General features: G+C 72.1%; 22 protein-coding genes. 11 read left to right on the forward strand and 11 right to left on the reverse strand.

All coding sequences use genetic code 11. The annotated features are described in order from the left end of the window. Positions 1-31: 31 nt before the first annotated feature. Positions 32-427, reverse strand: coding sequence for an Imm7 family immunity protein (locus tag AC060L_RS21565; protein WP_483800475.1), 396 nt, complete (start codon positions 425-427; stop codon positions 32-34). Positions 428-432: 5 nt separating this feature from the next. After that, the gene (locus AC060L_RS21570) at positions 433-3984 is read right to left on the reverse strand and encodes a restriction endonuclease fold toxin (protein ID WP_483800476.1); all 3552 of its coding nucleotides are present in this window, start codon (positions 3982-3984) and stop codon (positions 433-435) included. Between the two features lie 479 nt (positions 3985-4463). Between AC060L_RS21570 and AC060L_RS21575 the strand changes: the two genes are divergently transcribed. The 6 genes from AC060L_RS21575 to AC060L_RS21600 all read left to right on the forward strand — a co-directional run bounded on the left by AC060L_RS21575 (position 4464) and on the right by AC060L_RS21600 (position 10320). Then, complete coding sequence (locus tag AC060L_RS21575; RefSeq protein ID WP_483800477.1) at positions 4464-4967, forward strand: hypothetical protein; 504 nt, start codon at positions 4464-4466, stop codon at positions 4965-4967. 78 nt (positions 4968-5045) lie between these two features. Continuing rightward, positions 5046-6914, forward strand: a complete 1869-nt coding sequence (locus AC060L_RS21580; protein ID WP_483800478.1) for a S1 family peptidase — start codon at positions 5046-5048, stop codon at positions 6912-6914. Positions 6915-7059: 145 nt separating this feature from the next. Next, the gene (locus AC060L_RS21585) at positions 7060-7623 is read left to right on the forward strand and encodes a GNAT family N-acetyltransferase (protein ID WP_483800479.1); all 564 of its coding nucleotides are present in this window, start codon (positions 7060-7062) and stop codon (positions 7621-7623) included. A gap of 106 nt (positions 7624-7729) precedes the next feature. Beyond that, positions 7730-8800: a polyprenyl synthetase family protein gene (locus AC060L_RS21590; protein WP_483800480.1), complete on the forward strand. Its 1071-nt coding sequence runs from the start codon at positions 7730-7732 to the stop codon at positions 8798-8800. 76 nt (positions 8801-8876) lie between these two features. Then, complete coding sequence (locus AC060L_RS21595) at positions 8877-9275, forward strand: PPOX class F420-dependent oxidoreductase (protein WP_483800481.1); 399 nt, start codon at positions 8877-8879, stop codon at positions 9273-9275. 73 nt (positions 9276-9348) lie between these two features. Further along, the gene (locus tag AC060L_RS21600; protein WP_483800482.1) at positions 9349-10320 is read left to right on the forward strand and encodes a zinc-binding dehydrogenase; all 972 of its coding nucleotides are present in this window, start codon (positions 9349-9351) and stop codon (positions 10318-10320) included. 76 nt (positions 10321-10396) lie between these two features. On the opposite strand, the gene AC060L_RS21605 is transcribed toward AC060L_RS21600, so the two are convergent. Beyond that, positions 10397-11164 carry an SDR family NAD(P)-dependent oxidoreductase gene (locus AC060L_RS21605; RefSeq protein ID WP_483800483.1) on the reverse strand — a complete coding sequence of 256 codons (768 nt, stop codon included), beginning with the start codon at positions 11162-11164 and terminating at the stop codon, positions 10397-10399. 93 nt (positions 11165-11257) lie between these two features. Here AC060L_RS21605 and AC060L_RS21610 point away from each other — a divergent pair, with 93 nt between their 5' ends. The 4 genes from AC060L_RS21610 (at position 11258) to AC060L_RS21625 (ending at position 14723) form a co-directional block, all read left to right on the forward strand. Continuing rightward, entirely contained in the window at positions 11258-11665 is a 408-nt protein-coding gene (locus AC060L_RS21610) for a winged helix-turn-helix transcriptional regulator (protein WP_483800518.1), read from the forward strand. An 85-nt stretch (positions 11666-11750) separates the two neighbouring features. Beyond that, entirely contained in the window at positions 11751-12572 is an 822-nt protein-coding gene (locus AC060L_RS21615) for an alpha/beta fold hydrolase (RefSeq protein WP_483800484.1), read from the forward strand. A 4-nt stretch (positions 12573-12576) separates the two neighbouring features. Beyond that, positions 12577-13851, forward strand: a complete 1275-nt coding sequence (locus tag AC060L_RS21620; RefSeq protein WP_483800485.1) for a hypothetical protein — start codon at positions 12577-12579, stop codon at positions 13849-13851. Further along, entirely contained in the window at positions 13848-14723 is an 876-nt protein-coding gene (locus tag AC060L_RS21625) for a hypothetical protein (protein WP_483800486.1), read from the forward strand. Before AC060L_RS21620 ends, AC060L_RS21625 begins: the two co-directional genes overlap by 4 nt. Here AC060L_RS21625 and AC060L_RS21630 read toward each other — a convergent pair. The 7 genes from AC060L_RS21630 to AC060L_RS21660 form a co-directional block, all read right to left on the reverse strand. Continuing rightward, on the reverse strand, positions 14672-15976 hold the full coding sequence (locus tag AC060L_RS21630) for a vWA domain-containing protein (protein WP_483800519.1): 1305 nt from the start codon (positions 15974-15976) through the stop codon (positions 14672-14674). The two genes, AC060L_RS21625 and AC060L_RS21630, sit on opposite strands and share 52 nt — an antisense overlap. A 95-nt stretch (positions 15977-16071) precedes the next feature. Continuing rightward, positions 16072-17346, reverse strand: a complete 1275-nt coding sequence (locus AC060L_RS21635; RefSeq protein ID WP_483800487.1) for an AAA family ATPase — start codon at positions 17344-17346, stop codon at positions 16072-16074. 108 nt (positions 17347-17454) lie between these two features. Beyond that, positions 17455-18933: a hypothetical protein gene (locus AC060L_RS21640; RefSeq protein ID WP_483800488.1), complete on the reverse strand. Its 1479-nt coding sequence runs from the start codon at positions 18931-18933 to the stop codon at positions 17455-17457. Positions 18934-19092: 159 nt separating this feature from the next. Beyond that, positions 19093-19494, reverse strand: a complete 402-nt coding sequence (locus AC060L_RS21645; protein ID WP_483800489.1) for a nuclear transport factor 2 family protein — start codon at positions 19492-19494, stop codon at positions 19093-19095. Between the two features lie 150 nt (positions 19495-19644). Next, entirely contained in the window at positions 19645-20343 is a 699-nt protein-coding gene (locus AC060L_RS21650; protein WP_483800490.1) for a hypothetical protein, read from the reverse strand. Beyond that, entirely contained in the window at positions 20337-21569 is a 1233-nt protein-coding gene (locus AC060L_RS21655) for a 2-isopropylmalate synthase (protein ID WP_483800491.1), read from the reverse strand. Before AC060L_RS21655 ends, AC060L_RS21650 begins: the two co-directional genes overlap by 7 nt. 136 nt (positions 21570-21705) lie before the next feature. After that, a complete protein-coding gene (locus tag AC060L_RS21660) occupies positions 21706-23073 on the reverse strand; it encodes a (5-formylfuran-3-yl)methyl phosphate synthase (RefSeq protein ID WP_483800492.1) in 1368 nt (455 codons plus the stop codon). A 127-nt stretch (positions 23074-23200) separates the two neighbouring features. Here AC060L_RS21660 and AC060L_RS21665 point away from each other — a divergent pair, with 127 nt between their 5' ends. Next, positions 23201-24400, forward strand: coding sequence for a hypothetical protein (locus AC060L_RS21665; RefSeq protein ID WP_483800493.1), 1200 nt, complete (start codon positions 23201-23203; stop codon positions 24398-24400). A 110-nt stretch (positions 24401-24510) separates the two neighbouring features. Here the strand turns inward: AC060L_RS21665 and AC060L_RS21670 are convergent, their stop codons facing one another. After that, positions 24511-25596 (reverse strand): hypothetical protein, encoded by a 1086-nt coding sequence (locus AC060L_RS21670; RefSeq protein ID WP_483800494.1) that lies wholly within the window; start codon positions 25594-25596, stop codon positions 24511-24513. Between the last annotated feature and the right edge of the window lie 133 nt (positions 25597-25729).

The raw sequence follows: 25729 nt of genomic DNA on the forward strand, positions 1-25729 counted from the left end.
CTGATCATCCGGAGCCGCGTTCGTCGTCGCGTCAGTCCTCGATCGTCGGGCGGCAGGGCGACAGGAACGGGTCGAGGCGTTCCGTGATGACCCCCCTCGCCATGACACTCACCCGGAAGGCCCCGGGGCCGGGCGGGCCGTCCAAGTCGTCCGACCGCTCATAGAGGAGGCCCCAGGACCCCGGGAACCGGCCGGCCACATGGTCCAGCAGTGCCCGCAACTCCTCGGCCTCGTCCCTGCGCCGGTTGACCAGGCCGTCGACGTTCAGGAAGAACTCCCCGTTGTGGCAGCTCAGTCGGGCTTCTGCGGTGGCCCAGTGGATCTCCGAGATCCGCTCCCGCAGACTCTCCACGCCTTCTGCCAGCGAGCCGGCGTCGGCTTCTTCCGCGGACTCGGCGATGCCGAACCATCCGTGAAACTCGTACATGCGGGTCACCCTCCCAGCGGGTCGGTGTCGATCACGGGCTGGAGGCCGTACCGCTGCGCGTACTCCTGCAACTTTGCTATCACGCCCGGCTTCGGCGGTCCCTCGAAGTGGAAGTACGGGGTCCGGCCGGTCCGCAGCGCGGCAACGAAGGTCGCCTTCGCCTGGTTCCGGAAGTCGCTGCCCAGGCTGAACCCGGCCGGCTTCGACTGCGCAACGTACTGGTCGCTGATCACATCGTATTCTCTTGGATCGCTCGAGTTCGCGAACCTGACCCGCGATTCACCGCCGATCTTCTTTGCCAGGGCGTCGGCGGCGGGATCCGCCTTGTCCACCTTGACCAGTCCGTCCATCCCGGCGTTGCCGCTGACGCTCCCGCCGTCGGCGCCGCCGCTCGCCTCGGCGTCGCGCAGGGCGACCCGCAGGCCGTCCGAGAAGCGCCCGACGCCGTCCGTCATGGTGTAGGCGCCACCGACGACGAGGCCGGTGCTGGCGGCGATGGCCGGGGCGCCGGCCAGGCAGCCGACTCCGGTGACGCACAGGACGCCGCCCGCGAAGTCCCCCGACGCACCGACGCCCACCATGAGTTGACCGATGGCCGTCTCGCCGACTCCGGTCCAGAGGTCCTTGTTGAGGAACGGCTTGCTGTAGTCCCACACCGTGGTGGCACCGTCGGAGAGCCAGCTCGGGATCCAGCTGTCGTCCTGCTTGGGCTGCTGTTGCTGGTCCGCGGCCTTCTTCCGCAGCGCGTCCTGCATCTTGCGCCACTCGGCCAGCTCGGCCTCGCGCTTGGTGACGGCGGTGACGTACGCGTCCTGGTACGCCTTGCCGGCGGCCGTCGCATCGTGCAGCGCGGTGAAGGAGGAGGCGCGGGCCTGTTCGGCGACGGTCCTGGCGTCGTCGGCGGACGCGCGTGACCAGTTCGCGGAGTACTGGGCGCTGGCCGCGGAGTTGACCGCGCGGCCGGCCGCGTCGTCGGCGTCGGCCTGGGCCTGCCAGGCGGTCTTGGCGGACTGCGCCGCGCTCGTCGCCGACGCTTCGGCGTCGGTTGCGGCCTGGGCGGCCTGGTCCGCGTCCTTCTTGGCATCGGCGGCCGAGGCCTGCGCCTGCCGGCTGTAGTCGGCGGCCTCGGCGGCCGCGTTGCGGGCGGTGGCTGCGGCCCGGCCGGCCTCGGCCGCGTCCTGCTGGGCGGTGGCCGCGACGCCGGCGGCCTGGGCGATCAGCCGCTGGATCTGCGCGGTGTGAGTGGCGGCGAGCTGGTCCTTGCGCTGGGCCTGGTACTGACCGACCTGGATGAAGGCGTGCAGCAGGGGAGCGGGGCCCTCCAGGGCGATCCGGGCGGCGGACTTGACCTCGGGGGTGCCGCTGTCGACGAGCTGGGCGGCGCGGACCCGGTCGTCCTGGTAGCGGGCGGCGTCCAGGCCGGTGGATATGAACGCGCGGTAGGCGTCCGTGGTCCCGGCGTCGAGCGCGGCCCGGCCCGCCTGCTGGACACCGGGTCCGCCGCCGGAGACGGCCTTCGCGATGTACACGCGCAGGTCCTGGACGGCGACCTGGTACTGACCGTCGGCCAGGAAGTCCGCGACCTTGGTGGGGTCGTTGCTGTCGAGGGCCGTCTGCGCGGCGGTCGCGATCCGGTCCGACCTGGTGACCAGCGAGAGGCGTTCGACGGCGGCGCGTTCGTCCTGCTGCGCGGCGTCGTGCCGGCCGGTGCGGACGTACGTGGCGACGTCCTGGTCCGAGCCGGCGAGGGCGACCTCGGCGGCGCTCTGGCTCCAGGGACCGCGGGTCTTCAGCACCTGGAGTGCGACCTTGCGGCCCTTGGCGGCGATGTCCGCGGTGTCGGCCCCGGGCTGGGCGGCCTGCGTCGCCAGCTGCTGGGCCTGCGCGTCGAGGTCCTTGGCCTGCTGGGCCGCGCCCGCCTGGGCGGCGGTGCGCAGGTCGGCCTGTGCCTTGAGGTCCTTGGCCTTCTCCACGCCCTCGTTGGTCCGGCTGGTCCGCTCCTCGTCCTCGACCTGGTCGACCAGCTTGTGGGTCGCCTGGGCCTTGGTGACCGCCGCGCTCGCCTCGTCGGCCGCCTGCTTGGCGGCCGTGGCGTGGGCGGTGGCCTGGTCGGCGGCGGTTGCCGCGTCGCCGGCGTGGGCAGCCGCGTCGTCGGCTGCCGCGGCCGCTGCGGTGGCGTGCGTGGCTGCCGATCGGGCGGCATCGCGGGCCTCGCCCGCGGCACTCGCGGCCTGGTCGGCGAGCCCCTGGGCGGCCTTGGCCGCGCGGATCGCCTCCTTGGCATGGCGGCGGGCCGAGGAGGCCGCCTGGGCCGCGGTGGCGGAGTGGGCACCCGCCTGGTCGGCGAGGGTGCTGGCCTGGTCGGCGGCGTCCGCTGCGGCGTTGGCGTTGCCACCGGCGTCGGCCGCGGCCTTCGCGGCATCGCCGGCGGCGGACGCGGCGATGCCGGCCTGGTCAGCGGCATCCGCCGCCTCGTTGGCGCCCGCGGCGGCGATGCGGGCGTCTTCCGCGGCCTTACGGGCGGTCGCCGCCTGGCCGGCGTTGGTCGCGGCGTCGGCGGCCGCGCTGCGGGCGTTGGCGGCGGCCTGTGCGGCGCCGGCGGCGGCGCTGGCGGCCTGGGCGGCGGCGCTCGCCGCCACGCGAGCGGAGTCGTTCGCGGCGGTGGCCGCGCCGATGGCCTGCTGCGCGGCGTCGGCGGCCTGGTCGGCCGCTTCCGCCGCGCGTCCGGCGGCGGCGGAGGCGTGCTGGGCGTCGTTCTTGGCGGCCTCGGTCTCACCGGCGGCCTTCACGGCCGCGTCCTTGGCCAGTTGGGCGGCGGTGACCGCGCGGGCGGACGCCTCCTTGGCGGCCTGGGTCTCGGCCGCGGCCTGGGCCCCCGCCTCCTTCGCCTGCTGGGCGAGCTGGGCGACGGTGGCGCTCTCCTGGTCGCGGTTGCGGGCCACGTACTGCCCGACCTGCAGGAACTCGTGGATGTCGGCCGCCGTACCGTCCAGCGCGATCCGGCCGGCCGCCAGCACCGAGGGGCCGCCCACGCTCAGGATCTGGGCGAGCTGGACCCGCTCGTCCTGGTCGCGCTGGTCGTACTGGCCCTGCTCCAGGAACGCGCTGACGTCGTCGGGGGTGCCGTTCAGCGCCGCCCGGCCGGTCTCCTGGACCCCGGGACCGCCGGTGCTGACGATCTGTGCGACGCGGACCCGCTGGTCCTGCTGCAGCGGGGCCTTCCAGCCGTCCTTCAGGAAGGCCGCGAGCTGGTCCGGCGTGGCGGACAGCGCCTTGCGGGCGGCCTCCTGCAGACCCTGGCCGCCGACGGTGGCGATCTGGGCGGCGGCGACCCGCTGGTCCTGGAACTCCTCCTGGGGCGCCTCCTTCAGGACGCGCTGCACGTCCTCGTCCTTGCCGGTGAGGGCGACCTCGGCGGCGGCCCTGACCCCGGGCCCGCCGTTGATCCACAGCTGGACCAGCTTGCCGCGTTCGGTCTGCGGGATCGGACTGCCGGCCGCACTGATGCCGGTGCCGGTGCCACTGTCCGCCCAGGCCGGCGGTGTGACGCTGATCATTCCTGCCAGGAGAGCGGAGGACAACAGAGGGAGGCACAGCACGCGTATAGCGCGAGACCCATTCCCCCCGTCGCCCTTCCAACGCAATCCACGTGTCAAGGCAACACTCATCTCGCTGTATGGCAACCACCTGCTGCCAGCACCGAATATCGGCACCAGCGGAGCTTAACCGTGTCTTTATCCGTCCTTGACTTCGCGTCAGAAGATCAGCCATTCGGCGGGGGTTAATTCGGGCATTCTGGGCAGCAGGCCCTCCGGTCGGCGCCTGCCAACCCGCCTTTCGGCTGCTTCCCGATAATTACCCGCCGCTCTGACCTGTCTGACGTTCGCTCACCAACATCCGGTTGCAATTGACTTGACGAACCGACGCCGCGAGCCAGATAGTTTGCCCCGGCACCCGTGCTCTTTGCAGACACCCCTTCCAGGAGCGGGTCAGGTGCAATCCCCTACCTTTTCTGTTCATCCCCAAGGGAATCCTGATGACTTCGCGCGCCCGCAAACTGTTCCTCGCCGCGGCCGTCGGCACCATGGCGACGGTCTTCGCCGTGCCGGTGCTGGCGTCCGCCGCCACGCCCGCCGCCCCCGCTGCTACTGCAGCCTCCACCGCGGACACCCCGCCCCCCGCGGTGGAGGACTTCTCCTACCCGGGTGCGGCGGACATCCTGCAGGAGCGGGGCATCAAGCTGATCAAGGGTGACGGGCACATCATGCTGACCGACTGCGGCAGCCCGACCCAGCAGATCCGGGTGCTGAGCCGCAACGGCGACGTCTGCTTCCAGGTCAGCGCCAAGACCGGCTACCTCACTCTGGAGATTCCCCGGGTCTTCGGCCTGGAGACGGTGGACCACCCGATCAGCGCCGACCTCAGCGCCGCGGGCAACACCCAGTCCGTCAAGGTCGCGCAGGGCGGCTACCAGAGCGTGGGTGAAGGGACCATCGGCGGCGCACCGTCCGTCATGGTCGCCCTGCGCGTCACCGCCTGACCGCCGCGGCCCTCTTCTCCGCCCCGGCTCTCCGACCGCCGGCTCTCCGACTCCTCGACAACCAACGGGTGACCACACATGCTCAACACACGTCCACAGCTCGCGTGGATGACCGGCCTGCTCACGACCGCCCTCACCGCGGGTGCGCTGACCGTGGGGTTCTCCACCACCGCCAACGCGGTCGTCGGCGATCCCGCCGCTGACGGTGACTTCTCCTTCACCGCCAAGATCGACATCGGCGGCACCCGCGCCTGCTCCGGCGCTCTGATCGACCCGTCCTGGGTCATCACCGCCGCCAGCTGCTTCGCCGACAACCCCGCTGGGAGCACCGCCGTTCCCGCCGGCAAGCCGAAGGACAAGACCACGGTCACGGTCGGCCGCACCGACCTGACGGCCGGCGGCGGACACACCATCGAGGTCGTCGAGCTGGTGCCCCGCGCCGACCGCGACCTGGTCATGGCTCGCCTGGCGACGCCCGCCACCGGCACGGCCCTGCTCTCCGTCGGTGCCACGGCCCCCACCCAGGGCGACACCCTCACGGTTGCCGGCTTCGGCCGGACCAAGACCGAGTGGGTCCCCAACAAGCTCCACGCTGCCGCCTTCACCGTCTCCGGGGTCAAGGCCACCGGCATCGACATCGCTGCCAAGGCTCCCGCCGACGCGACCGTCTGCAAGGGCGACACCGGCGGCCCGGCAGTCCGGCAGGTGGCCGGCCACCTGGAGCTCGCCGCCATCAACAGCCGCTCCTGGCAGGGTGGTTGCCTCGGCTCCAGCGAGACCCGCACCGGTGCCTCCGACACCCGGGTGGACGACCTCGGCCCCTGGCTCCAGCAGCTCGGGGTGTACCCCGCCTCCGGCTACACCCCGGTCGGCGCCACCCGTGTCCTGGACACGCGCAACCCCGGCGGCAGCCGCTCCTGGAACACCGGAACCCACCAGGGCGGCGGCGAGAAGGTGCTCGCGCTGGGCCAGGGCAGCACCGGTCCGTTCCAACTGCCGCAGGGCAGCTCCGCCGTGGTGCTCAACGTCACCGTGGTCAACCCCTCGCACGACGGCTTCCTGGCCGTCGAGCCGAACGACGATGCCCGCCCGGCCGCCTCCGCGGTCAACTTCACTGCCAAGCAGACGATCGCCAATCTGGTGACCGCACCGGTCGGCCCGGACGGGCGCGTCTACCTGTGGACCAACACGGACGACTTCGACGTCCTGGTCGATGTCGCCGGCTACTACAGCCCTGCCTCCGTCAACAAGTTCGCACCGCTCAACCCCGTGCGGCTGCTCGACACCCGCAACGGTGGCGGTCCCCTCGGTCAGGGGGGAACCGTCGACGTCCAGATCACCGGCCGGAACGACGTCCCCGCGGACGCCACCGCCGCCGTCCTGAACCTCACCACCACCCGCTCCACCACCGGCGGCTACTTCACCGCCTACCCCGCGGGCACCAACCGGCCGGCCACCTCCAACCTCAACTTCGGCGCCGGCCAAACCCTTTCGAACCAGGCCATCGTGCCGATCGGCAAGGACGGCAAGATCACCGTTCACAACTGGTCCGGCACCGCCGACGCGATCGTCGACCTGGCCGGTTACTACAGCCCGACCGCTCCCGACCTCTTCCACCCGCTCAGCCCGAGCCGCCTGCTGGACACCCGGCAGAGCCCCGGCACCCCGGTCGGCCCGGACCAGGCGATCGCCATCACCGGTGTGCCCCAGGGCGCCGACGCCGCCGTGCTGAACGTCACCACCACCCAGAGCGACACGGACAGCTTCTTCGGCGTCTACCCCCACGGCATCGCCCGGCCGGTTGCCAGCAACCTCAACTTCGCCGCGGGCCAGACCATCTCCATCCAGGCCACCGCGCCCGTCGGCCAGAACCAGATCGACCTGTACAACCACGCCGGCCACTCGCACGCCATCGCCGACCTCTACGGCTACTTCACCAAGGGCTGACCCGGCCCTGATCCGACCCTGATCCGACCCGTCCGGGGTGCGGCAGACCCCTGCCGCACCCCGGACGGGCGGCTCCGGCATCCCCCTCAGGCCCCGCCGGAAAAGCCGTTGAGCGGCGCTGCCTGCCTCGGGCAGGATCCGCTCCGTGGATACCTATCTGGAGACCGAGCGCCTGACCCTGCGTCGTTTCACGGCCGACGACGCGGACCTGCTGATCGAGCTGGACAGCGACCCGGCGGTGATGCGCTACCTGACCGGGGGCGAGGCGCCCGCCCCGGAGATCGTCCGCGAGCGTCACCTGCCGAACATCATCGCGGGCTACGAGCGCTGGGACGGCGAACTCGGCCTGTTCGCCGCGTACGAGAGGGACGGTGGCGCGTTCGTCGGCTGGTTCTGCCTGCGTCCCGAGCGGGATGGCCCGCGGGACGAGGCCGAACTCGGCTACCGGCTGCGGCAGGCGTCCTGGGGCCGTGGTTACGCCACCGAGGTTTCGCAGGCTCTGCTGCGCAAGGGGTTCACCGAGCTCGGAGTGCGGACGGTCTGGGCCGAAACGATGACCGTGAACCGCGGTTCGCGCAATGTCATGGAGAAGCTCGCGATGAGGCTCGCTGACACCGTCCCCGTTCCTCCCGACATGGCGATGATCGACGGCGCCGAGCACGGGGGCGTGCGGTACGAGATCACCAAGGAGCAGTGGGAGCAGCGCTGACACGGGCGAGGAGGAAGAGCGGGCCGTCGAGCCGGTCGATGCGGACTGACGGTCACCGCCACCCCATACACTTCCTGACATCGCACCCGAGCAGGGAGAACTCGCCATGTCCCAGCAGGTTCTCGATCGTGTCGCCGGATACGAGCAGCGGTTCAACAGGCTCTTCGAGGAGTACTTCGACGCCTTGAGCTCTGGGATCGATGCGCCCTCCTTCAGCCGTTTCACTCCCGAATGCCTGCAGTTGCTGCGGGAGTTGTCCTTGCGCGGTGGGAAGCGGATGCGGGTCGTCCTGCTGCACGAGGCGGCTCGGCTGGTGACTGCCGAGCCGGTCGACGGACTCGACGCCGCGGCGCTGAGCATCGAACTGCTGCAGACCCACGGCCTGGTGCACGACGACCTCATCGACGACAGCCCCACCCGCCGCGGCGGCCCGTCCACCTACTACGCCTACCGTGAGCGCTTCCCCGGCCACCCGCAGACGGCCCTTGGTCTCGCCGTGCTCGCGGGCGACCTCGCACTTGCCCTGTCCTTGCGGGTGCTGCTCGACGCGAAGGTGCCCGTCACCCTGCGGCAGGCCATGGTGGAGGTGCAGGCGCAGGCGGCGGCCGACACGTTCGTGGGCCAGATCGTCGATCTGGAGCGCGATTTCACCGCCACCGCGAGCGAGGAGGTCCTGCACAGCGTGGCCGACTACAAGTCCGCCCGCTATTCGGTCCTCGCGCCCATGCGGCTCGGGCTGCTGGCCGCGGGTGGGCAACCGGACCTCTTCATGCCCGAACTGCGCGACTATGCACGGCTGGTGGGGATCTGCGGGCAGCTGCGCGACGACTACCTGGACCTGTTCGGGGACGCGGCAGCCATGGGCAAGCCGACCGGCACCGACATCCGCGCCGGGAAGCAGAGTTACACCGTCAGCGCCCTGCTGTCCGCCGTCTCGGGCACCGAGCGTGCGGTGCTGCAGGCCGCGCTCGGCGACCCGTCCTGCCCGCCCGAAACCATCGCCGCCATCCGGGAGATCGGTGAGAACCGTGGTGTGGCGGCCGGCATGCGGGCGGACATGCGCCGCTACGCGGAGCAGGCTTCCACGGTGGCCGCCGGCTGGCGCTCGCGGTGGCGCGCGGAGGCGGTCACCTTTTTCGAGCACGTGCCGCTGTGGAGCGTCGAGCGAGCCGCCTGATCAGCTCTCAGGTCGAGCCGGTGCGGGAACTTCCGGCACTTGACCTCAAGTCGACTTGAACTTCTACCTTGAGGCCATGAACTTCACCGACGCCGAACTGGCCTATTTCCAGACGCAGCGCCTGGGCCGCCTCGCGACCCTCGCGGGCGACGGAACCTTGCAGAACAACGCGGTTTGCTACCGTGCGAACACCGACCTCGGAACGATCGACATCGACGGCTGGAACCTGGGTGCCAGCCGCAAGTTCCGCAACGTCGCCAAGACCGGCGAGGTCGCCTTCATCATCGACGACATCGCCTCGGTCGACCCCTGGCAGGTGCGCGGCGTCGAGATCCGCGGCCGGGCCGAGGCCCTGACCGGCCAGGAGCGCGGCAGCGAACACGTCAGCGCCGAACTGATCCGCATCCGTCCCCGCACGATCTTCAGCTGGGGCATCGACCCCGACGCCGCCGGATTGACGCGTCGATCCGCCTGATGCGGGGCCGAGGGCCGGAACTGCGTGCTGTGAGCCGCAGAGTCGTAGTCACCCAGACAGGAGAGTGATCAGAATGCGGACGGTGCAGGCGGTGCGTTTCGGGGGCCCGGAGGTGCTGGTTCCGGGCGAGGGAGCAGAGCCGGTCGTCGGACCGGGACAGGTGATGGTCGAGGTGTCCGTCGTGGGCATCACGTTCGTCGAGACGCAGATTCGCCGTGGCGTCGACCAGTGGCACGTCAAACCCGACCTGCCGTACGTGCCGGGCGGCATGGTGGCCGGCCGGGTGAGCGGGACCGGGGAAGGGATCGATCCGAGCTGGACCGGCCGGCTCGTGCTGGCCGACGCCGGGGCGACAGGTGCCTTCGCCGAGCGGGTGGCGGCCGAGGCGGAGAGCCTGATCCCGATACCCGAGGGGCTGGGCCTGCGCGAGGCCGCGGCCTTGCACACGGACGGCAGCACCGCGACAGGCCTGGTCGAGGGAGCCCGGATCGTTCCAGGGGAGTGGGTGCTGGTCGAGGCGGCGGCCGGCGGTGTCGGCAGCCTGCTGGTCCAGTTGGCGCGGGCAGCCGGGGCCCGGGTCATCGGGATCGCCCGCGGGGAGCGCAAGCTCGACCTGATCCGCAGCCTGGGGGCCGAGGCCGCGGTTGACTACTCCGCGCCGGACTGGACCGAGCAGGTCCTCCAGGCGACCGGCGGCGCGGGAGTCGATGTCGTGTTCGACGGTGTGGGCGGCGAGATCGGCCGGGCCGCGTTCGGGGTGACGGCCCGTCACAGCCGGTTCTCCGTGCACGGCGCGTCCAGCGGTCAGCTGACAGCGATCGACTCCGTGGAGGCGCAACGGCGCGGAGTCGAGGTGATCGGCATCGAGCAGCTGTACGGGTTTCGGCCGCGGATGCACCAGTGGGCCGCACAGGTGATGGCAGAGGCGGTCGCGGGCCGAGTCCGGCCGATCATCGGTCAGACCTTCCCACTGGAGCACGCGGCGGACGCGCATGCTGCGATCGAAAGCCGAAGCGCGCTGGGCAAGACCCTGCTCCTGGTCTGACCACCCCCGCAGCCGGCGCGAGCCTGCCGGCTGCGGCGATGCCGCCGAAGGTGCGTGGAGGCCTCGGCGCCGCGGGTCAGCGCATGCCGCCGGAGGCGAGGATGACATCCCCGGTGATCCAGCGCGCGTCGTCGGAGGCCAGGAAGGCCACCAGCGGGCCGTAGTCGTCCGGGGTGCCCGTGCGGCCCAGCGGGGTGCCGGCGATCGCCTGTGCCTCCTGAGCCGAGCCGGGGAATCCCATGGCCCTGGTGCCCTCGGTGTCCGACGGCCCGGGCATGATCGCGTTGACCCGGATGCCGCGCGGGCCCAGTTCCTTGGCCGTCACGATGGTGAACGCGTTGACGGCGCTCTTGGACGCGACATAGAGCGAGGCGTACGGCGGGTGGGTGAGCGTGCCGGCCGTCGAGACGTTGATGATCGACGCGGCGCCGATGTCCTCCTGCGCGGCCAGGGCCTGCGTGGTGAGGATCGTCCCCAGCAGGTTCGTGGTCATCTCGCGCTGGAACTCCTCTTCGGTGATGCCCGACAGCGGCGCGAAGGCGACGACGGCCGCGTTGTTCACGAGCACGTCGACCGGTCCGTACTCCTCGCGTGCGCGATCGAACAGCCGGCGCACATCCTCGCCGCGGGCCACGTCCGCCCGGACCGCGATCGCCCGGCCGCCGGCGGCGGTGATGTCCGCGACGACCCGCTCGGCGCCCTTCGCGTCCTCCCGGTAGTTCACCACGACGGCCGCGCCGGTCCCGGCCAGCGCCTTGGCGATCCCCGCACCGAGGCCCTTCGACGCGCCCGTGACGATCGCCGTACGGGCGTTGTTGCTACTGCTCTTGCTGATGCTGCTCACGGTGACTCCTCGAACGTTGGTGCTTACGGAAGTCACCGTAGGAGAGCCCATTACTAGTGGGAAGTACCTACTTTTTTGTAAGCTCATGACGTGATGGAAACTCGGCACGTCGCGACGGCCGCCCGGCTCCTGGCCCATGACACCTTCGACAACAAGTGCGCGCTCAGGCCGATCATGGATCAGACGACGAGCCGCTGGGCGACGCTGATCATCTCGGCCCTCATCGCCGGCCCGCACCGCTTCGCGCAGCTGCACCAACGAGTCGGTGGCATCAGCCAGAAGATGCTGTCGCAGAATCTCAAGGCACTGGCCCGGGCCGGGCTCGTCGACCGCCATGTCGCGCCGACCAACCCGCCCCAGGTCACCTACAGCCTGACGGAACTCGGTGTCAGCCTGGCCGGACCGCTGACCGAACTCATCCAGTGGTTCGGCCGGCACGGAGACGAACTCCTCGCCGCCCAGGAGCACTACGACAGCCAGGAGGCGTCACCGCGCGCGTGACGGGCCGGCGGCGGACAAATCCCGCTCGCCATGCGTATTGTTGTCATCACTCTCCGACATCGCGCGGCTCACGTCCTGGAGTGTGATGAACGTTCTGGAACGCGGCACGCTGGCGGTGCCGGGCGCCACGCTGTACTTCGAGGTCCGCGGGTCGGGCCGGCCCTTGCTCCTGATCCCGGGCAGCGCCTCCGACGCGGTCGTCTTCGAGTCCCTGGCCGCGGTCCTCGCCGCGGATCACCGCGTCATCTGCTACGACCCGCGCGGCATTTCACGCAGCCCGCTGGACGGACCGCCGACGGACCAGCAGGTCGAGGTGCACACCGACGACGCCTACCGCCTGCTGGAGCGACTCACCGAGCCGGACGAGCCGGTGACGGTGTTCGGCAGCTGCGGAGGCGGGCTGACCGCGCTGGAGTTGGCACTGCGTCACCCGGAGCTGATCCGTACGGTGGTGGCGCACGAGCCGCCGGCCATGGAGGTGCTGCCGGATGCCGAGCGGCACCGGGCACTCATGGAGCACGTCCACGAGGTGTTCCGGCGCGAGGGTGTCGCGCCGGCGCTGCAGGCGCTGCAACCGCTCTTCGGTGGCCAACCCGCGCCGCCAGTACCCGAGTTCCAGGACAACTACGCGTTCTTCCTGGCCCACGTGCTGCTCCCGTTCACCCGCTTCGTCCCCGACCGTGCTGCACTCGTCACCATGGCGGACCGCATCGTGATGGCGGGCGGGCGCGATTCGCGCGGGTATCCGGTACGGCAGCCGGCGGCGGTCCTCGCGCAGTGGTTCGGCCGCCGGCCGGTGGAGTTCCCCGGCGGCCACATCGGCTACGCGAAGGACCCGACCGCCTTCGCGGAGCGCCTGGTCGAGGTGCTCGCCGCCGTTCCCGAGCCGACGACGCTGCGGAGTTGACGCCGTGCGCATCCTGATGGGCGCTCAGAACTGCGGCTTCGGCCCGGCCGCCGAGCTGGTGGCGGTCTCCCGGCTGCTCCCGGGGCACCAAAGGGTCTTCGTCGGCGACGGGGTGGCCGCGATCTTCGCGCGCCGCCACCCGGACGCCTTCGACGAGATCCACGAGAAACCCGGGGAACGCAAGGGACTCGGGGAACCCGAGGCGATCGACCGTCTGCTGGCGGAGTGCGACCACGTGGTCTCGGTGATGGACGCCGAGCTGGTGCTGCGGGCCGCGGTGGCGGGACGACCGGTGACCATGGTGGACAGCCTGTTCGGCTTCTGGCAGCTCGCCCGCCCGTTGGCCCGGATCCGCGACTTGTGCGCCACCCTGCCCCGCACCTCCCTCGCCGCCGCCACCAAGCACCTGAGCGGGCTCACGCCGCACGAGCACGTCCTTGCGGCCCATCTGCTCGCCACACACAGCCTGGTGCAGAACTTTCCCGGCGTGACCGAGCGGATGGCCGAGTTCGCCGCGCTCGGCGACGCCGGCCCGCAGCTGCACCTCACCGGCTCGCTCGTCGACCTCGAAGGCCTGCGGGACGCGCCGCGCGACGCCGAGCCGGACTACGAACTGCTGATCAACGTCGGCGGGTTCCAGAACTTCCTGCTCGGTTTCGAGACCAACAACGCCTACCTGCACCTGCTCCGCCGCTGGCTGCCCGATCTGCTGCGCGACTGGCCGCGCTTCCCACGCGTCCTGCTCTGTGGCGGCCCCTTCGCCGGGCACCGCGAGCACACCGTCACCGCCGCCGGACGGCAGGCCGTCTGCCGCTTCCTGCCCCAGCGCGAACTGCTGCGACGGGTGGCGACCACCCCGCACTACCTGCTCACCCCAGGGCTGACCGCGCTCCACGAGTCGCTGGCCCTCGGACGGCTGCCACTCGCCCTGCACGAGCAGCACTACGCCCACCTGTTCACCGTTCGCCGGCTGGGCGGCACGCTCTTCGGCCGCACCGCCGGCCGCTTCGCCGACGTCCTGCCGGACCACACGGTGCCCGAGGACGACTTCGCCGGAACCGCGGCCCTGGTGGAGATCGCCGGGCGGATCCGCGAGGACGACGCGCTGTACGCGAGGTTCCGCCGGACCGTCAACGAGCGGATCGAGCAGTACGTCTCACTCACTCCGATGCAACACCGCTGCGGTGTCGATGAGTTGCGGACCGTGCTGGACGGCGAGCCGCTCCCCGAGGTGCTGGCCAGAACCATCCCGCACCTCCCTGGGGGACGCCTTCCGTGAGTACTCCCTACTTCACTCCCTACTTCGCGCTCCGCGAGCGGCTGCTCGGGCCGTTGCGTGACCGACTGCTCACCGCCGACGAGCTGTGCGAGGCCGGCCGGGTCATCTGCGGCCGCCCCGAGAGCCTCTCGCTCTACGGCATCCCCGCCACCGAGCTGACCGCCCGGGGGCTACGGGTGCTGGGACGGACCGCGCTGGAGTGCACCAAGGACCCCCACCCCGCCGCCATCGCCGAGCTGCTCGCCGAGCTCCAACGCCCCTTGGACCAGCGCCCCTTGGGTCAACACCCCTTGGACCAACACCCCATGGTGGTAGACCTGTTCTGCGGCTCGGGGAACATCGGCCACCACCTCGGCCAGCACCTCGGCCACCCCGTGCACGCCGCCGAGCTCGACCCGCTGGTGTACGCCACCACCCGCCACAACCTCGACCACCTCGAGTCCTCCGTCACCCTCCACCAGGCCGACTACCGCCGGCTGCTCGCCGGGCTCCCCGCCCGCAGCGAGTGCGACACCTACGTCATCGACCCGCCGTGGGGCGCGGTGGCCTTGACCCCGAACGGCCTGGACCTGACCCGAACCACGCCACCGCTCCCGGAGATCCTCGACGACGTCCGCCGATCCCGCGACGGCCTGCCCTGCCTGGTCGTGATCAAGACCAATGACCGGATCGTCAACGGTTCTCTGGACAACTCGTTGGCGGGCGCCGTCCATCTGCGTTCCTTCACCCCGGAGCCACTGCTGCCGCCAGGCCTCAACGTGGAGTTCCACATCCACCGCCTCGGTGAGCGGCCGCCGAGTCCGCCCGGCCCGGCGGCGGCTCAGTCGATCGTGACGACGCGCGCCCAGGACGGCGGGGCGTCCGGGCGGTAGGCGGGGTCGTCCTCGTTCACGGCGCGGGCGGGGCGGGGGAAGAGGCCGACGACGGTGCGGCAGGGTGGTGCGGCGGAGGGCCACGGGGTCTGACCGTCGGTCAGGGCGACGATGACGTCGGGGCGGGGCCGGGAACGCAGGGCCCGGGCGAAGCCGGAGCGCAGGTCCGTTCCGCCGCCGCCGACGAGTTCGATGCTCTCGGCGCGGCAGATCGGGACGGCGATCCCGGCCGCCGCGTCGCAGGAGATCACCGACACCAGGTCGCGCCGCCCGCCGACGGCCCGGGAGATCGCCGCCACCTCCAGCAGCGCGCTGCCGAGCTCCGCATCGCTCACCGAGCCGGAGGTGTCGATCACGACGCAGACCCGGGGCGGCATGCGGCGCAGGCTCGGCAGCAGTACCCCGGGGACGCCGGCCGAGCGCCGGGACGGCCGCCGGTAGCTGTGGTCCTCGCCGAGCCCCGGTGCGCCCGCCGCCGAGCGGACCGCGGCGCCCAGCAACTGCCGCCACGGCTGCGGCGGATGGAACGCCTCGTCGGCCCACCGGCGCCATCCTTGCGGCGCGTCGCCCGGTCGGCCCTTGATCCCCTCGGCGACTCGGAAGCGGACTGCGTCCCGTTGCTGCCTGGTCAGCCCTCCTGCTCCGCCGGGCCCCAGCTCCCACGGCCGTTCCTGCCCGTCGGCACCGCTGCCGCAGTCCAGCCAGGCCAGGTCCGCGGTGAGCCCGGACATCGGCGCCCGGCGCAGGTACTCCTCCATCAGCAGGTCGTCGGGCAGCGCCAGCAGTGACGGCAGGACCGCCCCGGCCGGCACGGGCAGACTGTCGCCGTAGATGTCGTCGTTGATCTCGAAGTCGGCGGCGATGTTCCGCCGCAGCCTCTCGCCCGGTCCTTCTTCTTCGTGCTCCCGCGCATACCGCTCGCCCCGCCCGTGGTGGTCCCGCAGCAGGTGGGAGACCTCGTGCACCCAGACGCCGGCCAGGTCCTCCAGCGAGGTGCGCGCCACGAAGGCGGGGGAGACGTAGCAGCGCCAGTGGGTGTCCACCGCCATCGTCGGCACCGAGCGGTCCTCGACCACGTGCAGCGCGAAGAGTGCGGCGGCCAGGTAGGGGCGGACCTTCACCGCGTGGAGCCGGGCGGCGAACAGCTTCTCCGTGTCCAGCGGGGTGCCGGGGCGGGCGGCCGGCGTGCCGGAGCCGACCGGCCGCCCGGGCACCGCCGCCCGCACCGGACGCGGCGGCGCAGGCCGGGACATCGGGCGCGGCAGCGGCAGCGGCAGCGGTTCGCGGCGCGGTTCGCGAGGCTCGGGGCCTCGCGCGGGGTGCCGCTCGGGGTGCTTCGAGGTCCCCGTCATCGCGGGGTCCCCGTCGCGGTCGCGGCGCCGCCCGCCGCCGCGACCCGCGCCACCGACCGGTCCGCCCGCCGGGCGAGACCGACCACCCCGACCAGCCGCTCCACTGCGCCGGGCACCTCCCAGTCGTCGCGCCGCAACGCGGCCAACGCCGTTGCCGGGGCGACCAGCAGGTCGGGCGCGCCGGTCTCCAGCGCCCGTACCAGTACCGCCCAGCCCGCCTCCCACCGCGCTCGCTCCGGCCGTGCCCCGACCGCGGCGACCACCGCCTCCAACGTCGCCTGGCGCAGATCACCCCGTTCCGGCAACTCGGCGCCGGCCGGGTCGGCCAGCAGCGTCTCCGGGTCGGGCAGGTCCATCCGGTCCAGATGGGCGAGGAGTTCGAACCCAGGACCGTCCCCGACCGCGCCGCGCACCAGCAGTGCCAGCACCTCGCGGGAGACGCAGGCCGCCGTGCCGAAGGCGAGCAGGGTGAGCGCGGCCTCCCAACTCCGGGGCGAGGGCCAGGCGCCGCCGCGCCGGGTCTCCGTGGTCGGCAGCCGGTGGATCAGGGTCGGCCGGGCCTTCAGGAACCCGCAGACCACGCGCCGGGCGAAGGCCACCGCCTCCGGCAACCGGCCGGGCACCAGCCGGGGCAGCTCGGCCCGGGGCCAGACTCCGCCGAGGCCGCGCACCACCACCTCACGGTCGTGCACCCAGTACAGGTGCACGAAGCGGTTGGCCAGTGGCGGGCTCAGCTCCCAGCCGTCCGCTGCCGAGGCGCGGGGGTTGGCGGCGGCCACGATCCGTACCCCGGGCGGCAGTTGCAGTGCGCCGACCCGCCGCTCCAGGACGACCCGGAGCAGCGCGGCCTGGACGGCCGGGGTGGCGGTGGAGAGTTCGTCCAGGAAGAGCAGTCCCCGTCCGGCCCGGACGAGCTCCACGGCCCACTGTGGTGGTGCCATCGGCACCCCCTGCACGGCCGGGTCGTCGCCCACGATGGGCAGCCCGGAGAAGTCGGACGGCTCGTGGACGCTGGCGATCACGGTCGTCAGCGGCAGATCGAGGGAGGCGGCGAGCTGGGTCAGCGCCGCGGTCTTGCCGATGCCCGGCTCGCCCCAGATCAGGACCGGCAGGTCGGCGGCGACGGCCAGGGTGAGTGCCTCGAGCTGCTCATCGGGGCGCGGTTCGGTCGTGGTCGTCCGCAGCAGGGTCAAGAGGTCGTCGGCGACGGCGAGTTGGGCGTCGGTGGCCTCGGACGGGATGGCCAACGGAAGGAGGGTGGTGGAGGTCATGGGTATCACCTGGGGTGGGATAGGGGAACGGGCCGGCAGCCCGTCCCGGAGGTCGTGGGTGCGGCGGGTGGTGGGTGCGGCGCTGGAAGGTCGTCGGTAGGGGGCCGGTCAGGAGGCCAGGCCGGTGCGGGGCCGGGGACGGCTGCTCCGCTTGCGGTGCAGGACGAGCGGCGTGCGACGGTCGAGACGGGGGCGATGGCCGCGCTCGGCGTGCCGCTCGTCCGGGTCGTTCCCGCTACCGGTCGCGCCGGCGGCGGCGGGGTGCACGGCGATCAGCCCCGCGCGGAAGACCCCGTGGTCGATGCGGCCGGCCGCGGCCGAGGCCAGTTCGTCCCGGAGCGGTCCGTCACGCAGGACCGCCTTGGGGCCGAGCAGCCCCTCGACCACGGTGAGCGCTCCGGCGAAGTCCCCGTGGGTGAGCCGCTCCCGCACCGCGGGCAGTGCCTCCGGGCTGCGGTGCACCGCGTCGATCGCCCGCAGGCAGGGCAGGGCCGGGCCGCCGAGTGCCACCAGCAGCTCCTCCCGGCGCAGTTGGGCCAGGTCGTGATCGATCGCCGTCAGCACGCCGTCGCGCAGCGCGATCCGGTGGACCTCGCCACGGCACTCCACCCGGTGCGGATCACCGAGCCGGTGCGGGCGTGCGGCCGGCGCGGTCGAGCCGGCGCCACCCAGTGCCGCGGCGACGAGCGGGTGCAACCGCTCGACCGTGACCAGGCCGGCCCGCAGCAGCTCCAGATCCGGCGGGATCCGGATCGCCGCCTCCGGGAGCGCGGGAAGCGCCGCGACGTCCTGCGGCCCCAGCGTCTCTCGCAGCGGTCGGACCGTCGGGACATGGCTGTCATCGGGGGCGACGAGCTCGAACACGGCGTGGTCGCGCCTGCCGAGCCGCACTGTGAACCCGCCGCGCGAGCGTCCCTCCGCCCGCAACAGCACCTCCGCCTCGGCGGCCCACCGCGCGCTCCACCAGGACTCGTGGGCGGCGCGCGGGTGGCCGGGCGGCGCCGCGACCGGTGGCCCGTCCGCCGGCCCGTCGGCCGGCCCGTCCGCACCGCAGCGGTCGGCCAGTTCACCGCTCCGGCCGGCATCCCAGAGGTGCCGGTGCAGGTCGAGCCGGAACCGCCGGTCGGGATGCGGATGCGGGTGGTGCCCGGGAACGTCGCTCCCCGGCCCCTCCCACAGGGCGAGCGAGACGCGCTGTCCGGCATCCGCCCAGGCCGGCGGCGTCCGCACCACGAGGTGCAACGGCACTGCGCTGCCGCCGGACCCGTAGCGGGCCAGCGAGACGGTGAGGCCGGGCCGGAGCCGGCCGTCAGGGGCGATCCGGGGCAGGTGCCAGCGGAGCAGGTCCGGTGCGAGCAGGCGCAGGTCCGCCCGGAGGCGGGCGGCGAGATCGCTGCCGTGGCGGTGCCGCACGGCGCGCAGATCGAGATCCACGTCGACCCGGGCGGCGGCGCACGCCCCCGCCCAGTCGCCCCGGGCACGCCGTGCCGTCGCGGTCTCGATCATGGACGGTGGCACGGCGTACTCGCGCACGCGCTGCCACATCAACAGGTGGGCCGGAAACTCGTTCACGAGGTGAGGTGCCATCAGCACTCACCTTGCGTGGACGATTCCCCCATTCGATACGAGGAGAAGTTCTTCATCGCCCGCATCGTAGCCACAGCGCGGACGATCTGTCAGCCCGCTTTCGCCGCCGGCCCGATCCGCCGCCCGGCCGCTGCATGGCCGGAGTCCGATCATCGCTCGCTAGCGGATCACGCCCTGGGCGACCTGCCAGGTGTCCTCGAACATGTAGTAACGGCTGATGCGGCCTTCGGGGTTGACGACGATGTCGATGGCGAAGGGCGTGTCGATCACCTTGCCCGTCGATCGGACGACGATCCGCGCCCGTCCGATGAGGACCGCGTTCGGGCCGTCGACGACAACGCGCTCGACGTCGAACAGTTCGCGGTCGGTGTGCGCAGTGATCGTCTCGAAGAACTCCGGGATGTTCTCGACCGTGCGGCGCCCCACCCAGGGGACGATGGCCGGGTCACCGGGGATCTCCCAGACGGCGTCGCGCGCGAACAGCTCCACGACCCCATCGATGTCGCCCGCCCCGATGCGCTTGAGGAGCTCGTCCACCACGCTGCGCGTGTTCGCGCTCATGCTCTGCCCAACTTTCTTCGCCGAACGGTCTTTTCAGGATGAGGTAACCGCAATTGTTACAGCCAGCGCCGGCGGAAGGCCGAAGGCGCCGCCCAGGGCGAGCGGGGCGATGCTGACCGGGGTGGACGGGACGCGGTGGCTGGGCCGCGGCTACGGGGACGATTCGGTACTGCCGGTGGCTCTGCGGAGCCGTGCCAGGTAGCGGTTCGGGTCACTGCCGCAGGCCTGGTCCTGGGCTCCGGAGCGGATGTGGGCCAGGTCTCCGTGGGGGGTGATGCGCAGCATGGTGGTGGCGGCGTGCGGGGTGTCGGTGTGGCGCAGGGTGTCGGCGTCGGTGACCGGGATGTCGGGGCCGAACATGGCGGTTGCCTGGGGGGCGGTGGCGGCCGGTGGCTCTCCGGTGCGGTTGGCGCTGCTGACGTACAGGCGGGGGAAGCGGTTGAGCAGTGGGGTGAGGGGTTGCCAGCGGGCGCCGAAGAGCAGGAGCTGGCCGTCGCGCAGTGCGGGGGTGGTCCAGGCCGGTGGCGGGGTGTCGGTGCGCGCGGGCACGAGGAGGGTGACCATGTGCTCGCGCAGCAAGGTGTGCGCGGTGCGCAGGGCCGCCGGTGACAGGTTCAGGTGGGTGGTGAGGCCGCTCCAGGTGGTGTCCTCGTGGACCCACAGGGCGACTTCCTGGTCGGTGGGGCGGCCTTTGGCCTTGTTGACGGCCTGGGGTGTGGTGGCGCTGACGACGTAGGTCAGGGGGCTGGGGTTGGGCAGGACGGCGGCCCGTCCGGCGGTCAGTGCGTGGGCGGCGGCGCTGGTGTCGAGCGAGGCGGTGGCCGGCATGGGGGCGGGTCCGTTCAGCATCGGGGCGTGGTGGCGGTCAGGCCGTCGAGGTAGGCGGCGAAGTCGGCGTCGGCGATGACGGCCTGGTTCAGGCGGTAGGCGCGGTCCTTGACCCAGGCCAGGGCGGTGCGGGTCTGGGCCGGGACCAGTCGGTGGCCGAGTCGCTCGGCGACCGCGCACAGCACGCGCATGCTGGCGAGGTGGGTGAGGACCACGGTCGGTGCCAGCCCGAGGTGCTGGTGGGGGTCGTAGGGCTGGAAGGTCCGGGGGTGGGTGAAGGGGGTTCCGGTGGAGATGGTGGCGACGCCGGTGCCGACGATCGGGGTGGTGACGGTGAGCGGTACCCCGGTCTCGGCGGACACCATCCGCGCGATGGCCGGAAGCCGGGTCAGGTCCGGTGCGGTCCACCACGGTTCGCAGCCGGGGCCGAGGATCTGCTCGGCCTTGGCCCGGTCGTGCGCGAGCAGGAAGAGCAACTGCTCGGTGGCGGCCATGCCGCTGCGCTCGGCCATGCCCAGCCACGAGCATGCCGCCACCCGCACTCCGCTCTCCAGGGCGGCCAGGGTGTTGGCCAGGCCCAGGCCCAGGTCGTTGTGCAGGTGCGAGACCAGGACGGTCTCGGGCCCCGCGTCGGCCGTGACCCGCTGGAACAGGTCCCGGGTCCGGCCGGGCAGCAGGTCGCCGACCGTGTCGGCCAGCACGATCGTCCCCGCGCCCTGGGCCGTCATCGCTGCGGCGTGCTCGGCCACCAGGGCGTGGTCCGCGCGGGGAGCGTCGACCAGGCACACGTCCACCGCGATCCCGTCCGCCAGACCGACTGCTTCCTTCACCACGTCCAGACCCTGGCGCAGGGCCTCGCGCGCGCCGCTGTGCACCAGGGCACGGGCGGTGGCCTCGGAGGCGGCCACGATCACCATGACCCGCGCGTGCGCCGCACCCCGCACCGCGCCGAGCGCCAGCCGCACGTCGGCCACCGTGCCCCGGCAGATCGCGGACGGACTGACCGACTCCTGGGCCTCCAGCGCGACTTGGCGTGTCGCCTCGAACTCCTGCCCGCACACGGAGGGGAAGCCGGCTGCGAACACCACGTGGCGAGGACCGTCCGCCCCGAACACCGCTCCCTGCTCCTGCGCCAGCCGGACCCGGAAGTCCGCGCTCATCAGGGTCTTGGCCTGAGCCCCGTCCCGTGCCGACTCCTCGAAGAACACGACTCGCCCGGCCCCGGCCGACTCCCGTACCACGTCCACTGGCGGCAACTCCCAACCCCTGTCCTGGCACGGCACTCGCGCACCGCGATACGTGGAGATCCACTCGGGTGGATCGTCGAGCACACACAGCGCGCGGCTCCCGCCGCTGCGGTTCACCGGCAGGCAGGGGCCGGTGTCAGCGCGTGTCCGGCGCCGGTCGCTCCAGGGCGGACAGGCTGCCGTGGCGGTCCGCGACGTGGACGTCAAGGTCCTGGTGGCGGGTAAGCAGTTCGTCCAGGTCGGTGTGGAACTTCGGCGAGCGGGTCATGTGCTCGGGCACGACCAGGTATCCGCCCTGCTCGGGCGGGATGATCCCGGCGACCAGGGCGCGGCGTACGACGCGGTCGTGGCGGGTGGCGGCGCCGGTGCCGTAAAGGGGGTCGTGGGCGAGGGCGACGACGCCGCCGCGGGCGGAGAGCTGGTCGAGGTCCGGGACCAGGCGCCAGATCTGCTGGGCCTGGTGGCTCTGGACGGAGCCGGCGAGGTTGGCCTCCAGGCCTCGGGCGTGGCACAGGTCGACGAAGAAGCGGATCTCCGCCAGGGACAGGATGCCGGTGCGGGGCAGGCCGTGGGCGTCGGTGTCGTGGGCGTCCAGATCGACGAGTTCGTCGCTGCCCGCGGTGGAGATCAGGCCGATGCGGGCGACCTTCAGCAGGATGCTGGTGTCGATCATGATGGCGTCCGCCCCGGCGGCGGCGCTGGCCTCGACCATGGCGCGGATCGCCTCGGTGTCGGTGCGGCGGCGGCTGGTCAGGCCGTAATCGGCGTGCGGGAAGGGCTCGTTGACGGTGACGTGGGTGCCGCGGGCCGCGGGCGGCAGGGCGCCGCAGGCCTTCAGCTCGGCCTCGTCGGGACGCCGGTCGGGGAAGAGCTGGCGTCCGTCGTCGCCGAGCAGGGCGTCCGCGTGCTCCGCCAGGTCGAAGGCACCCGGTGCGTCGCGCGCGGCCGGGTCGTACTCGCGCAGGCCGACCAGGGCGCGGCGCACCTGGGGCAGGGTCTTGCGGGCGTCCCACAGGTCCAGGTCCTGGGCGAACAGCACGGACATGACGCGGGTGCGCCCGAGCCCGTTGGCGCGCCGCAGCGTGGCGGTGATCTCGCCCAGCACGTCGGTGAGTCGGCCGACATCCATGCCGTCGAGGCCGACCTTCACGATCGGGCACGGGTGGACGGCGGTGCCCATCGACACCGCCACGCCCAGCGCCGCCTGGGCGGCCTTGCCGACCATCTCGTACGGGGACTTGCCGATCGCCAGCCCGCCCGCGGCGCGCCGGTAGAGGAGCTGGTCCTCGCCGATGTTGGTGCTCAACTGCACGGGCAGGTCCCGGCGGGTGGCCAGGACGGCGTCGGCGATGTCCATGATGCGCCGGGGCTTGATCGTGCCGAGCGCACTGCGCGGGTCCTCGCTGTCGATGATCCGCGCCCCGCCGAGTACCGCTTCACGGGCCTCCTGCGGCCCGAACACGCTGACCAGCAGCCGCCGGTCCGCATCGATTCTGCTGCGCACGCGCCTTCCCCACCCTCCGGTACAAGATTCTGACGACGGAGCAGACGGTAGCCACTGGGCCATGCTCACGTCACCACTTTCGCGGGTGAGGCCTTTTCGAACACCGGATGTGATGAACTGAAGGGTTGTGGTCGCTGACCGGCTGCTGCTGGTGCGGGTCCGGGTTCTACTGGTTGGTGTCCCAGTGGTCGAGGGCGCGCCGGCGGATGTGGGGCGCCGGAAGCCGACGGCACGGCGCGGTACCGACGCAGAAGACCCGACTCCCGAGGCCGCCGCGATGCGCTCGACCTCGGTTAGGCTCCCTTGGCGTCAAGTCCCGCAAGCCTGTTGTCGGCTGCGATCGTTGATGGGAGTCCCTGGCGTGGCACCCGGTTCAACCAATCCCGATACCGTCTCAGCACGCACCGAACTCGACCGTCTGCTGGCGGCGGGGCCCTTTCCCGCCGCGCTCCGGGTCGCGATCCAGGCCAGTGGTCTGGGCCTGGAGCGGATCTGCTACAGGCTTCGCTCGCGCGGCACCCCGGTGAGTCTGGGCAGCTTGAGCAGTTGGCAGTCGGGGCGCCACCAGCCCGAGAGCGCCGCCTCCCTGGAGGCGATAGCCGTCCTGGAGGAGATCCTCGGGGTGGAGAGCGGAGCGCTGGCCGCGTTGCTGGGGCCACCGAGGCGGCGTGGTCGCCGGGCCGTGGTGGGCCCGTTGCTGGAGCGTGCCGCGTTCCTCGGGGATGCCACGTCAGTTCTCGAAGCGTTGCGCACGTTCGACATGCACAGCGATGAACTGCTGCTGCGACTGTCGATGCACAACCGGCTGCGCATCGGCCGTAACCGTCGAATCCGCAGTCTGTGGAGCCGCACCGTGCTGCGTGCCAATGCGGACGGACCCCGCGGACTTGTTGTGGTCTACACCGCCGAGCCCGCCGGTGCCATCGCCGTTCGCCCGCTGCGCGGCTGCACGATCGGCCGCACGGTCGTCGACCGCCGTGCCGGGTTCATCGTCGCGGAACTCCTCTTCGGGCATGCTCTGCGGCTCGGCGACACCGTGGTGCTCGAGCATGCGGTCGACTTCCCGGCCCCCTTCCCGCAGGAGCAGCACTGGGAGGTGTGGCTGCGGAACCCGGTCCGGGAGTACGTGCTCGAAGTCGACTTCACCCGCCCGGTTCTGCCCGCGCGCTGTGTGCAGTTCACCTCGCCCGGCACGGACCCGGCCGTGGAGCGAGTGGTCGCCCTGGACGAGTACAGCCGCGCCTGTGGTGTCTGGCAGGATCTCGACCCCAGCCGCCTCGGCATCCGTTGGGAGTGGCGGGGGAGTCCTCCGGTCCCTGGGCGGTGATCGGCCAGCTGCTGGAAGGCGACGCGCGTGCGCCCCGGCCCCTGGGATTCGCCAGTGCGGGGTCGGGGTGCACGCCGATCACGGTGGTGCGATGCGTCGGGGCCGGTGGGTCAGCCGACGGTCGGGTGGGTCAGCGCGCAGGCGTTGGTGTCGTTGGACCAACTGCCCTGCTCGGTGTAGGTGCCGTTGCCCATCTTCACGTTGCCGGCGCCACCGGTCACGCCCTTGAGCCAGGCGCACTCGTCGGCGTTCTCCGAGCCGGTGGTGTGGTTGGTCCAACCGCCCGCCGGGTTCTGGTCGGTGATGGTCTCGGAGTACTCGTGGCCGAGGGTCATCGTCCAGCCGTCGAGGGTGCCCGCGCTGCCGGAGTTGAGGAAGTTGACGCCGCAGCCGGCCCCGGAGTCCATGTTGTACGGCTGGTTGCTGAAGGCGACGTCGCCGTAGGGGGAGGTGACGGCGCCACCGGTCAGGGTGGAGTCGCCGTTGTAGTCGTGCCAGGCGCAGTACGCACCCTGGTAGTTGTCCGGGTTCGTGCCGTGGGGGGAGACGATCACGTAGTACGCGTACCGGTTGGCGGCCGCAGTGGTGTTGCCGAAGTGCGCGGCGGCGTTGACGGCCTCGACGCCGAGCTGGTGGCCGGTGGCGGCCGCCGGCGAGGCTGCGGCGTTGTCGTACCAGACGCCGGCCAGCACCCCGCCGGTCGGGTAGGGCACGTGGGCGGCCACCGACGGGCAGGCGGTGGCATTGGTGGCAACCAGCGGGCCGTCGCAGTACTGGGTCATGGTGCCCGACCACTGCTCGCTGCCGGTGCCGATGCCCTTGAACATGTTCTGGGCGACCGGCGCGCCGTTGGACGGGTCGTTGCTGAAGGTCAGGTTGCCGTTGGCGTCGGTGCCCTGGGAGCCCCACTGGTTACCGTAGAAGACCACGTACACCTTCGGGTGGCCGCTCATCACGCCTATGCCGTCGATGCCGCCGCCGTAGGCCAGCGTGTTGCTGCCGTGGTGCGCCTGGCCGGCGGCATGGGCGTTGGCGACGGTCGGCAGGACGCCGTGCCGGTGCGCGGCCGCGCTCGGTGCGCCGGTGGCGGCCGAGGAGATCGTCGGGCTGATGGCGAGCAAGGCGACGCCGAGGGCGGCGGCCACCGAGGTCCGTACGGCGCTGCGGCGGACGGTGGAGGTCGTCCCGTGGTTCATGCGAAGTCCTCTCGAGTTCGACAGGCCCGGCGGCATGGGGGTGGTGGCCGCCGGTATCTACGCGGAACTGCCCGCAGCACGGCACCAGTTGATTCTGTCGACCGGTCTGCATGCCACGGACAAGGTGGGAAGC

It is taken from the genome of Kitasatospora sp. NEAU-69, assembly GCF_057158765.1.

Coding starts and splice junctions, on each gene's coding strand:
- AC060L_RS21565 (WP_483800475.1), bottom strand. CDS start 427: ATGTACGAGTTTCACGGATGGTTCGGCATCGCCGAGTCCGCGGAAGAA.
- AC060L_RS21570 (WP_483800476.1), bottom strand. CDS start 3,984: ATGATCAGCGTCACACCGCCGGCCTGGGCGGACAGTGGCACCGGCACC.
- AC060L_RS21575 (WP_483800477.1), top strand. CDS start 4,464: ATGACTTCGCGCGCCCGCAAACTGTTCCTCGCCGCGGCCGTCGGCACC.
- AC060L_RS21580 (WP_483800478.1), top strand. CDS start 5,046: ATGCTCAACACACGTCCACAGCTCGCGTGGATGACCGGCCTGCTCACG.
- AC060L_RS21590 (WP_483800480.1), top strand. CDS start 7,730: ATGTCCCAGCAGGTTCTCGATCGTGTCGCCGGATACGAGCAGCGGTTC.
- AC060L_RS21595 (WP_483800481.1), top strand. CDS start 8,877: ATGAACTTCACCGACGCCGAACTGGCCTATTTCCAGACGCAGCGCCTG.
- AC060L_RS21600 (WP_483800482.1), top strand. CDS start 9,349: ATGCGGACGGTGCAGGCGGTGCGTTTCGGGGGCCCGGAGGTGCTGGTT.
- AC060L_RS21610 (WP_483800518.1), top strand. CDS start 11,258: ATGGAAACTCGGCACGTCGCGACGGCCGCCCGGCTCCTGGCCCATGAC.
- AC060L_RS21615 (WP_483800484.1), top strand. CDS start 11,751: ATGAACGTTCTGGAACGCGGCACGCTGGCGGTGCCGGGCGCCACGCTG.
- AC060L_RS21630 (WP_483800519.1), bottom strand. CDS start 15,976: ATGTCCCGGCCTGCGCCGCCGCGTCCGGTGCGGGCGGCGGTGCCCGGG.
- AC060L_RS21635 (WP_483800487.1), bottom strand. CDS start 17,346: ATGACCTCCACCACCCTCCTTCCGTTGGCCATCCCGTCCGAGGCCACC.
- AC060L_RS21640 (WP_483800488.1), bottom strand. CDS start 18,933: ATGGCACCTCACCTCGTGAACGAGTTTCCGGCCCACCTGTTGATGTGG.
- AC060L_RS21645 (WP_483800489.1), bottom strand. CDS start 19,494: ATGAGCGCGAACACGCGCAGCGTGGTGGACGAGCTCCTCAAGCGCATC.
- AC060L_RS21650 (WP_483800490.1), bottom strand. CDS start 20,343: ATGCTGAACGGACCCGCCCCCATGCCGGCCACCGCCTCGCTCGACACC.
- AC060L_RS21670 (WP_483800494.1), bottom strand. CDS start 25,596: ATGAACCACGGGACGACCTCCACCGTCCGCCGCAGCGCCGTACGGACC.